Annotated in this window: 19 protein-coding genes; 4 read left to right on the top strand and 15 right to left on the bottom strand. The window is 66.9% G+C overall.

The window, feature by feature from the left end:
* Positions 1 to 16: 16 nt before the first annotated feature.
* From DW306_RS18740 to DW306_RS18690, 11 genes are all read right to left on the bottom strand, one after another.
* On the bottom strand, positions 17 to 772 hold the full coding sequence (locus tag DW306_RS18740) for an amino acid ABC transporter ATP-binding protein (protein WP_136057087.1): 756 nt from the start codon (positions 770 to 772) through the stop codon (positions 17 to 19).
* Positions 769 to 1,566, bottom strand: a complete 798-nt coding sequence (locus DW306_RS18735) for an amino acid ABC transporter permease (protein WP_136057086.1) — start codon at positions 1,564 to 1,566, stop codon at positions 769 to 771. The genes DW306_RS18740 and DW306_RS18735 overlap by 4 nt, the downstream gene beginning before the upstream one ends.
* 34 nt (positions 1,567 to 1,600) lie before the next feature.
* Positions 1,601 to 2,416: a transporter substrate-binding domain-containing protein gene (locus DW306_RS18730; protein ID WP_136057085.1), complete on the bottom strand. Its 816-nt coding sequence runs from the start codon at positions 2,414 to 2,416 to the stop codon at positions 1,601 to 1,603.
* A 149-nt stretch (positions 2,417 to 2,565) separates the two neighbouring features.
* Positions 2,566 to 2,868 (bottom strand): Dabb family protein, encoded by a 303-nt coding sequence (locus tag DW306_RS18725; protein WP_136057084.1) that lies wholly within the window; start codon positions 2,866 to 2,868, stop codon positions 2,566 to 2,568.
* Positions 2,865 to 3,161, bottom strand: coding sequence for a glutaredoxin family protein (locus DW306_RS18720; protein ID WP_136057083.1), 297 nt, complete (start codon positions 3,159 to 3,161; stop codon positions 2,865 to 2,867). The genes DW306_RS18725 and DW306_RS18720 overlap by 4 nt, the downstream gene beginning before the upstream one ends.
* The gene (locus DW306_RS18715) at positions 3,158 to 3,460 is read right to left on the bottom strand and encodes a rhodanese-like domain-containing protein (RefSeq protein WP_136057082.1); all 303 of its coding nucleotides are present in this window, start codon (positions 3,458 to 3,460) and stop codon (positions 3,158 to 3,160) included. The genes DW306_RS18720 and DW306_RS18715 overlap by 4 nt, the downstream gene beginning before the upstream one ends.
* 77 nt (positions 3,461 to 3,537) lie before the next feature.
* On the bottom strand, positions 3,538 to 3,636 hold the full coding sequence (locus DW306_RS18710; protein ID WP_003792170.1) for an AURKAIP1/COX24 domain-containing protein: 99 nt from the start codon (positions 3,634 to 3,636) through the stop codon (positions 3,538 to 3,540).
* Between the two features lie 115 nt (positions 3,637 to 3,751).
* Entirely contained in the window at positions 3,752 to 4,237 is a 486-nt protein-coding gene (locus tag DW306_RS18705) for a hypothetical protein (protein ID WP_136057081.1), read from the bottom strand.
* Positions 4,238 to 4,258: 21 nt separating this feature from the next.
* Positions 4,259 to 4,450 carry a helix-turn-helix domain-containing protein gene (locus DW306_RS18700; protein WP_046013605.1) on the bottom strand — a complete coding sequence of 64 codons (192 nt, stop codon included), beginning with the start codon at positions 4,448 to 4,450 and terminating at the stop codon, positions 4,259 to 4,261.
* A 75-nt stretch (positions 4,451 to 4,525) separates the two neighbouring features.
* A complete protein-coding gene (locus DW306_RS18695) occupies positions 4,526 to 5,452 on the bottom strand; it encodes a cyclase family protein (RefSeq protein ID WP_136057080.1) in 927 nt (308 codons plus the stop codon).
* A 207-nt stretch (positions 5,453 to 5,659) separates the two neighbouring features.
* Complete coding sequence (locus DW306_RS18690; protein WP_136057079.1) at positions 5,660 to 6,076, bottom strand: metalloregulator ArsR/SmtB family transcription factor; 417 nt, start codon at positions 6,074 to 6,076, stop codon at positions 5,660 to 5,662.
* Between the two features lie 104 nt (positions 6,077 to 6,180).
* Here DW306_RS18690 and DW306_RS18685 point away from each other — a divergent pair, with 104 nt between their 5' ends.
* Entirely contained in the window at positions 6,181 to 7,611 is a 1,431-nt protein-coding gene (locus DW306_RS18685) for a potassium transporter TrkG (protein WP_136057078.1), read from the top strand.
* The gene (locus DW306_RS18680) at positions 7,604 to 8,275 is read left to right on the top strand and encodes a TrkA family potassium uptake protein (protein WP_116634434.1); all 672 of its coding nucleotides are present in this window, start codon (positions 7,604 to 7,606) and stop codon (positions 8,273 to 8,275) included. Before DW306_RS18685 ends, DW306_RS18680 begins: the two co-directional genes overlap by 8 nt.
* Positions 8,276 to 8,302: 27 nt before the next feature.
* Here DW306_RS18680 and DW306_RS18675 read toward each other — a convergent pair whose 3' ends face one another.
* Genes DW306_RS18675 through proC form a run of 3 tightly spaced genes read right to left on the bottom strand, consistent with a single transcriptional unit; the run spans position 8,303 to position 9,953 of the window.
* Positions 8,303 to 8,791, bottom strand: coding sequence for a hypothetical protein (locus DW306_RS18675; RefSeq protein WP_136057077.1), 489 nt, complete (start codon positions 8,789 to 8,791; stop codon positions 8,303 to 8,305).
* Positions 8,792 to 8,822: 31 nt separating this feature from the next.
* A complete protein-coding gene (locus DW306_RS18670; protein ID WP_136057076.1) occupies positions 8,823 to 9,110 on the bottom strand; it encodes a DUF1905 domain-containing protein in 288 nt (95 codons plus the stop codon).
* A 3-nt stretch (positions 9,111 to 9,113) separates the two neighbouring features.
* The gene (gene proC, locus DW306_RS18665; RefSeq protein ID WP_136057075.1) at positions 9,114 to 9,953 is read right to left on the bottom strand and encodes a pyrroline-5-carboxylate reductase; all 840 of its coding nucleotides are present in this window, start codon (positions 9,951 to 9,953) and stop codon (positions 9,114 to 9,116) included.
* Positions 9,954 to 10,012: 59 nt separating this feature from the next.
* Between proC and DW306_RS18660 the strand changes: the two genes are divergently transcribed.
* Positions 10,013 to 10,984 carry a cation diffusion facilitator family transporter gene (locus DW306_RS18660; protein WP_136057074.1) on the top strand — a complete coding sequence of 324 codons (972 nt, stop codon included), beginning with the start codon at positions 10,013 to 10,015 and terminating at the stop codon, positions 10,982 to 10,984.
* 25 nt (positions 10,985 to 11,009) lie between these two features.
* Here DW306_RS18660 and tadA read toward each other — a convergent pair whose 3' ends face one another.
* On the bottom strand, positions 11,010 to 11,465 hold the full coding sequence (gene tadA, locus DW306_RS18655; RefSeq protein ID WP_136057073.1) for a tRNA adenosine(34) deaminase TadA: 456 nt from the start codon (positions 11,463 to 11,465) through the stop codon (positions 11,010 to 11,012).
* Positions 11,466 to 11,546: 81 nt separating this feature from the next.
* On the opposite strand from tadA, the gene upp reads away from it, so the two are divergent.
* Positions 11,547 to 12,179, top strand: coding sequence for a uracil phosphoribosyltransferase (gene upp, locus DW306_RS18650; protein ID WP_136057072.1), 633 nt, complete (start codon positions 11,547 to 11,549; stop codon positions 12,177 to 12,179).
* Positions 12,180 to 12,204: the final 25 nt, after the last annotated feature.

The raw sequence follows: 12,204 nt of genomic DNA, 5'->3' as shown, positions 1-12,204 counted from the left end.
GGGGAGCGGGAGCGATCTACAGCACGCGGGACAGGAAGTCCTTCGTGCGCTGGTGCTGCGGGTTGCCGATGACTTCGCGCGGGTCGCCCTCTTCGACGATGTAGCCGCCGTCCATGAAGATCAGACGTGAGCCGACCTCACGGGCGAAGCCCATCTCGTGCGTGACGACGAGCATCGTCATCCCCTCATCCGCGAGCGAGCGCATGACCTGCAGCACCTCGCCGACGAGTTCGGGGTCGAGCGCCGAGGTGGGCTCGTCGAACAGCATCATGTCGGGGTTCATGCAGAGCGCCCGCGCGATCGCCACGCGCTGCTGCTGCCCACCCGAGAGGTGCCCGGGGTAGGCATCCGCCTTCTCGGCGAGTCCGACGCGGCCGAGCATCTCGAGCGCGACCTTCTGCGCCTCTTCCTTGGAGCGCTTCTTCACCCGCTGTTGCGCGACCATGAGGTTGCCCATCACGTCGAGGTGCGGGAAGAGGTTGAAGCTCTGGAACACCATGCCGATACGCGTGCGCACGCGGTCGATGTCGACGTCGGGATCGGTGATGTCGATGCCCTCGATGAGCACCTTGCCGCCGGTCGGCTCTTCGAGCAGGTTCACCGAGCGCAGCAGCGTCGACTTGCCCGATCCCGAAGGGCCGATCACGCAGACGACCTCGCCGGCGGTGACCGTGAGGTCGATGCCCTTGAGCACCTTGTTGTCGCCGAAGCTCTTCTCCAGCCCCTGCAGGTCGATCGCCGGGGCGTGCACATCAATCAGGTCGGTGATCATCGCTGCCTCGCCATCCTTCGCTCCAGCCACGCGCTGAAACGCGTGAGCGGGATCGTCACGATCAGGTACAGGATCGCCGCCATGATCAGCGGCGTCGCGTTCGTGTTCTGCGTCGCCGCATCACGGGCGAAGTTGGTGAGCTCCTTCGACCAGATGAACGTGCCGGCCACGAAGAGCAGCGACGTGTCCTTCAGCAGCAGCACGAACTCGTTCGTCAGCGGCGGGATGATGATGCGGAATCCCTGCGGCACGATGATCCAGAACGTCGTCTTCATGGGCGACATGCCGAGCGAGCGCGCCGCTTCCGTCTGTCCCTTCGGAACCGCCTGGATGCCGGCCCTGATGGTCTCCGCCATGTAGGCGGACGCCACCAGGATGAGACCGATGAGCCCGAGCACGACAGGCCCGCCCAGGTCGCGGCCGGAGATCCCCAGAGCGATCGGCAGGATGAAGGCCACGCCGAAGATCGTGAGGATCGCGGGGAGCCCGCGGAACAGCTCGATCCAGGCGGTGGCGATCCAGCGGAACGGTCCGATGCTCGACAGCTTCAGCAGCGCCAACAGGATGCCGAGCAGCAGACCACCCGCGAACGCCACTGCCGTGAACCACAGGGTGTTGACGAGAGCGGTCGTGATGATCCCGGGGAACATCTTGACCGCGACCTCGGGGTTGAAGAACAGCGGACCGATCTTCGCCCAGTCGGTGCTGACCGCCGCCCAGACGACGATCGCGATCAGCACCGCATAGACGATGTACCGATACAGCTTGCTCTTGGTTGTACGCCTCAACGCCATCGTCAAGGTCCTCCCGACCTACCGTGCCCGCCGATTACTTCGCGGTGAAGTAGTTGTCGTAGATCGTCTGGTAATCGCCGCTGTCGCGAAGATCCTTCAGCGCGCCATTGACTGCCTCGAGGAGTGCGTCCTTCTCACCCTTCGCAAAGGCGAAGCCATACGACTCGTCGGTGTTGTACGTCTCGACGATCTTGTAGGCGCTGTCGGCCTTCTCGTGCTCGAGGTTCACCGGCTGGTCCTGCAGGATCGCATCGATCTGTCCAGCCTGCATGGCCGGCCAGAGTTCGCCGTCGGACGGGTACTGCACGAGCTGGGCACCCGTCGCATTCGCCGTCGCATACGATTCGCCGGTCGTTCCCTGCTGCACGCCCACGTTCTTGCCCGAGAGATCGTCGATCGACTCGATGCCCGAGTCGGTGCGCACCAGCAGCGACTGCAGCGAGTCGTAGTACGGGTCGGAGAAGTCGATGTTCGCCTTGCGCTCCTCGGTGATGGTCATGGCCGAAGCTCCGATGTCGCACGTGCCGGCGGCCAGAGTGGTGCCGGACTGCAACGCGTCGAATCCGACGTCCTGCACCGAGAGCTTCAGGTCGAGCTTCTTGGCGACGGCATCGAGCAGATCGATGTCGAAACCGGTGTAGCCGGTGCCATTGTCGCCGCCCTCGAACTCGAAGGGGGCGTAGGGGATGTCGGAGCAGACGGTGAGGGTGCCCGCTTCGATCAGGCCGTACTCGTCGCCCGCTGCGGGCTCACCCGTTCCGGAGTCTCCCGCGCCCGTGGCGCAACCGGCGAGGGCAAGGGTGGCGGTCGCGACGAGGGCGAGGCCGGCGACGATGTTACGACGGTGCATGTCGGCTCCAGTGAGACGAGGGCGATGATGCCCACGGACGGTAGGTGATCATCTAAACATGCGGCTCAGGACCCGGACTGCCGGGAGAGGGCTTCAGCGGATCACATTTGTGTTGCAAGTATGACCGATTGTGACGTGCGGATTGCGCCTCAGACCTCGAAGTCGACCGCGACGCGGCCGGAGACGACAGAGCGCACGTAGGCGACGACCTCTTCGTGGGCCGGGTGCACCTGGTACTCCTCGAGCGCGGCGATCGAATCGAAGTCGGCGACCAGCGTGACGTCCCAGTTCGCGTCCGCGTACGCCATATTGGCTCCGGCGGAGATCGACAGCAGCTGCGGCACCACGCCGTCGAGGGCGTTCAGGCGACGGGCCACCTCGGCCGCCTGCGTGGCGCGCTCGGCGGCGTCTTCGGCGGCGAGCTTCCAGCTCACGACATGGCGGATGGTCACGACAGCTCCTTCTGATCGCTCAGGGCGACGGTTCGGACGGACTCCTCGAGCGCGGCGCGCAGCCGTTCGGGCGAGACCCGCCAGTGTGCGTGGAGCTCTCCGTCGATCAGCACGACCGGGATCTTCTCCCACCACAGCTCGTACAGAGCTGGGTCGTCTTTGATGGAGGCTTCGACGATCTCGATCTGCTCCGCCGCGGCATCCGGCAGCTCGGCGACGACGGCGTCGATCACCTCGGAGGCGACATCGCAGAGATGGCAGTCGGGCTTGCCGATGAGGGTCAGCGTGGTCACGCCGACGGCACCTCGACCTCGCGGCCCTGGGCGATCCACTCGCCCGTGCCGCCCTCGACGTTGGTCGCGTCGTAGCCGCGCCCCTCGAGTGCTTCGACGACCCGCGCGGATCGTCCGCCGGCCTGGCAGATCACGTCGAAGGCTTCACTCGGCAGCTCTTCGAGCCGGTTGCCGATCTCGGACATCGGGATGTTCACCGCACCGGGAACATGTCCTGCGGCGAACTCATCGACCTCGCGCACGTCGATGAGCGGCGTGCCGGAGCGCTCGGCGAGTTCGTTGACGGTGATCGACTTCATGGCGTCCTCTCGAGGTGCGGAGATGCGGGCAGAGACACAAAGCGCCCGTCCGAAGACAGGCGCTCGTGTCTGGCCGCTTACTTCTTGTTGCGGCGCTGGTGGCGAGTCTTGCGAAGCAGCTTGCGGTGCTTCTTCTTCGCCATGCGCTTGCGGCGCTTCTTGATGACAGAACCCACGGAAACCTCACTAAGTCAGCGGCTGGGCGTCGCGCAAAATCGGACGCCCGGGTAACCGGCACGAAAAAATGCCTCGGATCAGTCTAGCAAACCCGAACGGGCACTCTGTGCCGTCTCACTCCTCGACGGTCTCGGTCACCAGGAACCGCCAGACCAGAGCGTGCCCGAGCGCGACCAGCGCGATCAGGAGCAGCGCCTCGACCTGGATGCCGGTCAGCCCGAGAGGCATGACGAGCTGCGGCGCGACGCCGATCACCGCGATCGCGACATAGACGACCACGGTGCCGATCTGTGTCCACCTGATCGCGAGGGGAGTCCCATCCCGCCAGGCCTGCGAGACCAGTCGGACCATCGACAGCCCGCCGACGACGGCGACCACGACGAACGACAGGCGCCAGAGGATCGGGCTCTCCGTGCCGCCGACCTGGGCGAACAGGCCCATCAGGGCCGGAAGCAGGAAGGAGAGGTAGATCCCGCCGATCGTGCGACGCATCGCGGGGTCGGATGTCCAGTCCCGGCGGGCGCGGACGACGTTCCACCACAGACCGGTGAGCGTGAAGCACGTCGTGGAGAAGAGAGCGTAGAACGTGCTGACATCCACGACTTCCTCCTCTGCCGGATATCAGCCGACGTCGGCGATGGGGCGCTGCAGGGCGTCGGCGACGGCCGACTCGGGAACGCGATAGCTGCGGCCGAACCGGATGGCAGGCAGTTCGCCGGCGTGGACGAGCCGGTACACGGTCATCTTCGACACGCGCATGAGCTCGGCGACCTCGGCCACTGTGAGGAACCGGACGTCAGGTACTTCGGGCATCCCACGTACCCCTTTCTCGATGAGCACACTCTATGGGGTAGGTGGGACGCCTGTAAACCCATGTGGCTCGTGTGATCAATGAGACATGGCGACCGTCGCGAACGCGCGAACCGGGAACGTGCCGAAGCCCCGGACGGCAGGAGGTACGGCGGTGAATCGAGAGCCGCGTGCGGGCACACCGTCGAGGCCGGTCAGATGCTCGACCACGTGGATGCCGGCGGCCAGGAGGATGCTGTGCGCCGGGCGCTCTCCTCCACTCTCGGTGTCGTCGATGTTCAGGGCGTCGATCCCCACGAGGATCACACCGGCGTCCACGAGGAAGCGAGCGCCGTCCTCGGTGAGGAAAGGCGAGCCGACCCCGTACTCCGGCGTGCCGAAATGCCGATCCCATCCGGTGTCGAGGAGCACGGCCGCACCGCGCAGGTCGCGATCGGCGAGCGTCGCGGCCTCGATGCCGCGCCGGTCCGCACTCCAGGCGTCGCGCAGATGGAACACCTCTGCAGGCAGGTCCACGAGGGTGCTCAACTCCAGGGAGGCCAGATCGCCGCCGTCCGCGTAGCGATGGAACGGCGAGTCGATGTAGGTGCCGGTGTTGCCGATCATCGTGATGATGTCCATCGCGAACTCGGTGCCCGGCGCATACTTCGAGCGGGAATCCTCCCGCGTGAGGTGGGGCGAGATGATCGGGGCCGGAAGCCCGGGATACGTCACCAGTCCCGCTTCGATCGCATGGCTGAGGTCGATGACGCGCCTCTCCCCCGCTGCATCGTCAGAGGTCTCGACGCCCCGGCTGCCGCGATGCGGCTCCTCGACGATCCGCAGATCGCGGAGTTCGACGTTGCTGACCAAGGCGAGCCCGAGATGCGCGATCAGCAGAACGCCGATCTCTTCCTCCGTCATGCGCTCGCGGGGCAGGTCGAGGCGGAACCCTTCGCCGTGGATGCCGCCGCCGTTCGCGAAGGCGATGGCGAAGTCGAAGTGGGCGCGGAACTCTTTCGTCATCCCCACATCATCGCGGAGTCTCAGCGGAGACATAGCCGTTGCGGGCCTTCCACCCAGCCGGACCTGCCATTGTCATGACAGGACTTGTGCCGGCACCGCCGAGTCCACGCGGGCTGGGGCCCGCGGATCGCCCCTGACGACATGCCCCCCTGTCGTCGGGGGCGAGGCATGTCCGGCGTCATTCGCCGGCGCAGGACGAGAAGGCCGTCAGCCGCCGAACCGCTTGAGCGCCGACGTCACGACGTGCTTGGCGGATGCCGCGGCGCGGCCGACCACCTCGGCCGCATGAGCAGCGCTGTCGGGCAGCGGCACGACGGGGTAGTCGATGTCGGGCGCGCCATCGCCGTACGCGTCGACGAGGAACGGGACCAGCCAGTCGTCGACCACCTCGAGCGGCTCGACCGAGAGGCTGTAGAAGCGACGCTGTCCGTCTTCGCGCACCGACACGAGCTCGGCGTCGCGCAGGACCTTCAGGTGCTTGGACACGGTGGGCTGGCTGATGCCCAGGTCGGCGACGATGTGGCTGACGCTGATACCCGATTCTCCTTCGGCCGTGCGTCGCAGCAGGAGCTGGAGGATGTCGCGCCTCGTACCGTCTGCGATCACGTCGAAGATGTCCGTCATGAGATCAGGGTAGTCGTCCCCGCCACGGAGTACCATGACGAAGGCTCGGCGAAAGGCGTCGTGCGATCGCCCGGACGGGCACAGGCCGGACGAAGGAGGACGCGATGTCGGGGATCGCTTCGGCGTCGTCTCCGCGTGAGCGCCTCGAAGGTGCCGTCGACTGGGTCAAGCACATCGTCACCTCGTCGCCGTCGCGCTTCGCGATCGTGATCTTCGCTCTGCTGATCCTCGTCTTCACGGTGCTGCTGTCCCTGCCGATCGCCACAGCGAGCGGCACCGTCACCCCGTTGAGCGATGCGCTCTTCACGGCCGTCTCCACCATCTGCGTCACGGGCCTCGCCACCGTCGACATGGCGAACTACTGGTCGCCCTTCGGTCACGTGGTCGTCTTCGTCGGCGTCAACATCGGGGCCCTCGGCGTGCTGACGCTCGCGTCGCTGATGGGCATGCTGATCTCGCGGCGACTCGGACTGCGGGCGAAGCTGATGGCCGCGGGAGACACGAATCCCCTGCGCGCGCACGGCGGCGTGGTGAACGAGAGCCAGACCGTGCGTCTCGGCGAAGTCGGCCAGCTGCTCACCACCGTCGCCGTCTCGGCGCTGATCATCGAAGCGTCGCTCGCCGCTCTGCTGTACCCCGCCCTCGTGATGGCGAAAGTCGATCCGATCGCCGCCCTCTGGGAGGCGCCGTACTTCGCCGCCATGGCGTTCACCAACACGGGATTCGCCCCGAACGACGGCGGCGTCGCCGTGTTCGCCGATGACTACCTGGTGCTGACCCTCCTGATGATCGGCGTGTTCCTCGGCAGCATCGGGTTCCCGGTCATCTACACGCTCGCGAAGCACGTCTGGCACGTGAAGAAGTGGTCGCTGCACACGAAGCTCACGCTCGTGACCACCGTGCTGCTGTTCGTGCTGGGCGCCGCGGTGTTCCTCATCCTGGAGTTCAACAACCCGAAGACGTTCGGATCGATGGATGCGGCGGACACGACGTTCCAGGCGTTCTTCCTGTCGGCGATGACGAGATCCGGCGGGTTCAACGTCATCGAGATGGACGACCTGAACGGGTCGTCCCTGCTCGCCGCCAGCATGCTCATGTTCGTCGGCGGCGGTTCGGCGTCGACCGCGGGCGGCATCAAGGTCACCACTCTCGCGGTCCTCGCCATCGCGGTGTGGTCGGAGGCGAAAGGGCGCCAGTCCGTCGAGGTGTTCGGCCGTCGCATCCCCAGCGACGTGCAGCGCGTCGCGCTCAGCGTCGTCGCGTGGGGAGCCACGATCGTCGCCCTGTCGACGATCGTCATCGCCCAGATCACCAAAGACGACATCAGTCATGTGCTCTTCGACGTCATCTCGGCGTTCGGCACGGTCGGCCTGTCGACCGGTCTCACCGCGGAACTCCCCGATTCGGCCTCGTACGTGATGGCCGCGACCATCTTCATGGGCCGCGTTGGTACAGTGACACTCGCCGCGGCAGTCGCCGCGACATCGCGATCGCAGTATTACTCGCTGCCCGTGGAAAGGCCGATCGTTGGTTGAAGTCCTCCGGGGCGACGCTCCCGTCCTCGTCATCGGTCTCGGTCGATTCGGTGCCGCGTGTGCCGGTGAGCTCGACCGCCTCGACCGCGAGGTGCTCGCGATCGACGACAACCTCGAACTCGTGCAGAAGTGGTCGGACCGCGTCACGCACACCGTGCAGGCCGATGCCAAGAACATCGATGCGCTGCGCCAGATCGGGGCGGGCGACTTCCAGGTCGCCGTCGTCGCCGTCGGCTCGTCGATCGAGGCATCCGTCCTCATCACGGCGAACCTCGTCGACCTCAAGGTGCCGCAGATCTGGGCGAAAGCCGTCTCGCAGTCGCACGGCAAGATCCTCGCCCGCGTCGGCGCGAATCACGTCATCTACCCCGAGCGCGAGGCCGGCGAGCGCGTCGCCCACCTCGTGAGCGGCCGGATGCTCGACTTCATCCGCTTCGATGACGACTTCGTGCTGGCCAAGATGTACCCGCCGAAGTTCATCCGCGGTGTGGGGCTCAACGAGTCGGGGGTCCGCTCGAAGTACAAGGTGACCGTCGTCGGCGTGAAGAGCCCCGGCAAGCCGTTCCGCTACGCCGAGGCCAACACGATCGTCACGAACCACGACCTCATCATCGTGTCGGGCACCAACAGCGACATCGAGCGCTTCGCCGCACTCGACCGCTGAGGCGGCATCCGCTCGCGCCGGCGTGACTCAGTCGGGTTTGCGCCACACCTTGCGCACGTCGTCTTCGTGCGCTGTCCGCGGCCAGAAGCGGAGCCGCCACTCATCGCCCGGCTCTGTCGACCCGGGCCAGCCGTTGTTGACGAATCCTCGTCCGCTGATCTCCAGCCGATACTCACCCGGCGGCACCGCGCAGACCGTGTCCTCGAGCGTGGGGCTCCCGAGTCGCACGACGCCGGGGTCGCGCACCGTGAGCGGCTCGATCGAGATCTGCTCCCACTCCGCATCGTCGCGCGAAGGGCGGCCCGACCATCTCTCCACGGTCACACGCATAGCGAAGTTGTTCTGATGAGGGCTGCGTACCAGGATCGATCGGCCGTCCGCCGCGGAAGGGGGATGCTGCATCGCGGCAGCGAGTAGTCGCAGCTCATCGACGTCAGGCCCGCCCGAGATCGTGAACTGCCCGTAATCCATCGCATGGATCATCTCGCAGGTGCCCAGGAGTCTTACATCGCCCATGGGATGAAGCTACCGCTGGGCCGGTTCGCATTCAGGCGTCGATCTCGAGGGTGAGCTCGACGACGTCGTCGACGGCCACACCCTCCCGGTCCTGCAGCACCTTCTTGATCGGCACGATGTAGCCGCCGTCCTTCGGCCAGAGCGCCGTCGTCACGGTTGTCGCACCGATCGTGACGGATGCCGGGATCATCCCCCAGCCGTAGGTCACGACCGAGGCGATCTCGTGGATCATCTCGCTCTCCACCGGCGGCACGGTCACGAAGTGGAACGGCGCCGGCCCGCGCCAGTACCAGATCTCCCCCTCGACCCGCAGCCGCATCGATCAGCCCCCGGCCGCCAGTTCCTTGGAGCGGGCCAGGGCGGCAGCCGCGGCATCCGCGAAGGTGCGATCGAGGTGGGCATCCTGCAGGACGGCGATCGCACGCTCGGTCGTGCCCTTCGGGCTCGTGACCCGGCGACGGAGTTCGGCAGGGTCCTCCCCCGACGCGTCGAGCAGCGCCGTCGCGCCGATGAACGTGTGCTCGGCCATGAGCCGCGCGTCGGCCTCGCCGAAGCCCAGTCCGACCGCCGCCTTCGTGAACTCCTCGATCAGCAGATAGACGTACGCGGGGCCGGAGCCGGAGATCGTGCCGAGCGCGTCGATCTGCGACTCGGGAACCTCCACGACCGCGCCGACGGTCTCGAACAGGCGGCGCACGAGCGCAAGGTCGTCCGCCGTCGCAGATGCTCCCGCGGCAAGTCCTGCCACACCCTTGCGCACGGTCGACGGGGTGTTCGGCATCGATCGGATGACACGCGCGTCGTCGCCGAGCACCTCCGCGAAGGTCTGCAGCGTGACGCCGGCGGCGAGGCTCACCACGATCGCGTCGGGTGAGAGATGCGGTGCGATCTCACGGAGCAGATCCGGCACCATCGCCGGCTTCACGCCGACGAGCACGATGCGCGCCCCGGCGACGGCATCCGCATTGCCCTCGGGGTTCTCCGAGAGCGCGATGCTGGTGACGCCGGCGACGTCCGCGAAAGCGGCCGCCTTCTCGGGCGTGCGGTTGGTCGCGGTGATCCCGCCGTCGATGCGGATGCCGGAGGCGACGACACCACGGAGGATCGCACCTCCCATGGAACCGGCACCGAGGAACGCGAGGGAGGGAAGCGATTCAGCCATGTCGTCATCCTACGGCGGGCGCTCCGGTATCCATCAGCGTGCGGTTCTAGACTCGTGGCATGAGTGCATCCGGAGGCAACAAGGCCATCGTCGCGGCGTTCCTGGCGAACCTCGGCATCGCCCTCGCGAAGTTCGTCGCCTGGGCGCTCTCGGGCTCTGCGTCGATGCTCGCCGAGGCGATCCACTCCGTCGCCGACTCGGGCAACCAGCTGCTCCTGATGCTCGGCGGACGCAAGGCGCGACGCGAGGCCGACCGCTCGCACCCGTTCGGATACGGCCGCGAACGCTATGTGTACGCGTTCGTCGTCTCGATCATCCTGTTCTCCGTCGGCGGACTGTTCGCGATCTACGAAGGCGTCGAGAAGCTCACCGATCCGCATGAGCTCGACCGGACGTGGTGGTGGCTGCCTCTCGTCGTGCTCGTGATCGCCATCGGCCTGGAGTCGTTCTCGCTGCGCACGGCCGTGCGAGAGAGCAATCTCGTGCGGGAGAAGGGCCAGTCGTGGGTGTCGTTCGTGCGCCGGTCGAAGGCGCCGGAGCTGCCGGTCGTGCTGCTCGAGGATGTCGGGGCGCTGACCGGTCTGACGTTCGCACTGCTCGGCGTCGGCCTCACGCTGATCACCGGAAATCCGTTGTTCGACGCCCTCGGCACGGTCATGATCGGCGTGCTGCTCGTGGTCATCGCGATCGTGTTGGGCGTCGAGACCAAGAGCCTGCTCGTCGGCGAAGGCGCGACCCAGGCGGACTACGACCGGATCGTCGACGCGATCAACGCGGGTGACGAGATCGAGAAGATCATCCACATGAAGACCCTCTACCTGGGTCCGGACGAGCTCATGGTGGCCGCGAAGATCGCGCTCAGCGCCGACAAGCCGCTGCGCGAGGCGGCTGCCGACATCGACGCGATCGAGGCGCGCATCCGCGAGGCCGTGCCGGTCGCGCGGGTCGTGTACATCGAGCCGGACGTGTACCGCCCAGCGATCGACCCCCAGCCCTCGACCGACGTCTTCGTGCTGAAGTCCTCGGACTGAGGCGCTGCACTCCGAGTACGTCGCCTCAGCGACGCTGATCGAAGAAGTCGCGCAGCAGGGCGGTCGCGGCATCCGCTTCCAGCCCGCCGACGACCTCCGCCCGGTAAGGAAGACGGCGGTCTCGGAGCACGTCGTACTGGGATCCCGCTGCTCCCGCCTTGTCGTCCCAGGCGCCGAACACCACCCGGCTGATACGCGCCTGCAGGATCGCTCCCGCGCACATCAGGCACGGCTCGAGGGTCACGACGAGGGTGTGGCCCTGCAGATTCCAGGAGCCGACGGATGCCGCGGCATCCCGCAACGCATCGATCTCAGCGTGGCCCGTCGGGTCGTGCGTCTCCTCGCGGTTGTTGCGCCCCTCGGCGATGATCCGGCCCTCCGGATCGAGGACGACGGCTCCGACGGGGATCTCCGCGGCGGCCGATGCTTCCGCCGCGAGGGCGAGAGCTCGTCGCATCGCGAGATCGTCGGCGGCGGTCATGGATCGAGCCTACGACAGCCGCGCCGAGGTGCCGCCGAGGCCGATGTCGTGCCGAGGGGCGCCGCGCATTAGCCTGTAACCATGCGTGTTCACGTCGCCGACCACCCCCTCGTCACCCACAAGCTGTCGGTGCTGCGCGACCAGCGCACCCCGTCGCCGGTCTTCCGGCAGCTGACCGAAGAGCTCGTGACGCTGCTCGCGTACGAGGCGACGCGAAACGTGAAGGTCAGCCCGATCGAGATCACCACTCCGGTGACGACGACGATGGGGGTGAAGATCTCGGAGCCGCGCCCGATCGTGGTGCCGATCCTGCGCGCCGGTCTCGGCATGCTCGAAGGCTTGGTGAAGCTCCTTCCGACGGCCGAGGTCGGGTTCCTCGGCATGGTCCGCGACGAGGAGACGTTCGAGCCGACCACCTACGCCGAGCGTCTTCCCGACGACCTCAGCGACCGCCAGTGCTTCGCCATCGACCCGATGCTCGCCACCGGCGGCTCGCTCGCGGCCGCGATCCAGTTCCTGTTCAACCGCGGGGCGAAGGATGTCACCGCGATCTGCCTGCTCGGCACCCCCGAGGGCGTCGCTGCGATCGAGGCGATGGCGGGCGATCGCGACGTCACGCTCGTGCTCGGTGCTCTCGATGAGCGTCTCAATGAGAAGGGCTACATCGTGCCTGGACTCGGCGACGCCGGCGATCGGCTCTACGGCACCGTCTGATCACGACGCTGCGGCTCGTGCGGCT

Source organism: Microbacterium sp. K24, assembly GCF_004794465.1.
Taxonomy (GTDB): Bacteria; Actinomycetota; Actinomycetes; order Actinomycetales; family Microbacteriaceae; genus Microbacterium.
The sequence above is the reverse complement of the archived record's forward strand: the minus strand, read 5'-3'. Positions and strand labels throughout refer to the sequence as shown.

Coding starts and splice junctions, on each gene's coding strand:
- DW306_RS18740 (WP_136057087.1), bottom strand. CDS start 772: ATGATCACCGACCTGATTGATGTGCACGCCCCGGCGATCGACCTGCAG.
- DW306_RS18675 (WP_136057077.1), bottom strand. CDS start 8,791: ATGGGCGATGTAAGACTCCTGGGCACCTGCGAGATGATCCATGCGATG.
- DW306_RS18730 (WP_136057085.1), bottom strand. CDS start 2,416: ATGCACCGTCGTAACATCGTCGCCGGCCTCGCCCTCGTCGCGACCGCC.
- DW306_RS18700 (WP_046013605.1), bottom strand. CDS start 4,450: ATGCCCGAAGTACCTGACGTCCGGTTCCTCACAGTGGCCGAGGTCGCC.
- DW306_RS18685 (WP_136057078.1), top strand. CDS start 6,181: ATGTCGGGGATCGCTTCGGCGTCGTCTCCGCGTGAGCGCCTCGAAGGT.
- DW306_RS18715 (WP_136057082.1), bottom strand. CDS start 3,460: ATGAAGTCGATCACCGTCAACGAACTCGCCGAGCGCTCCGGCACGCCG.
- DW306_RS18690 (WP_136057079.1), bottom strand. CDS start 6,076: ATGACGGACATCTTCGACGTGATCGCAGACGGTACGAGGCGCGACATC.
- proC (WP_136057075.1), bottom strand. CDS start 9,953: ATGGCTGAATCGCTTCCCTCCCTCGCGTTCCTCGGTGCCGGTTCCATG.
- tadA (WP_136057073.1), bottom strand. CDS start 11,465: ATGACCGCCGCCGACGATCTCGCGATGCGACGAGCTCTCGCCCTCGCG.
- DW306_RS18670 (WP_136057076.1), bottom strand. CDS start 9,110: ATGCGGCTGCGGGTCGAGGGGGAGATCTGGTACTGGCGCGGGCCGGCG.
- DW306_RS18660 (WP_136057074.1), top strand. CDS start 10,013: ATGAGTGCATCCGGAGGCAACAAGGCCATCGTCGCGGCGTTCCTGGCG.
- DW306_RS18695 (WP_136057080.1), bottom strand. CDS start 5,452: ATGACGAAAGAGTTCCGCGCCCACTTCGACTTCGCCATCGCCTTCGCG.
- upp (WP_136057072.1), top strand. CDS start 11,547: ATGCGTGTTCACGTCGCCGACCACCCCCTCGTCACCCACAAGCTGTCG.
- DW306_RS18735 (WP_136057086.1), bottom strand. CDS start 1,566: ATGGCGTTGAGGCGTACAACCAAGAGCAAGCTGTATCGGTACATCGTC.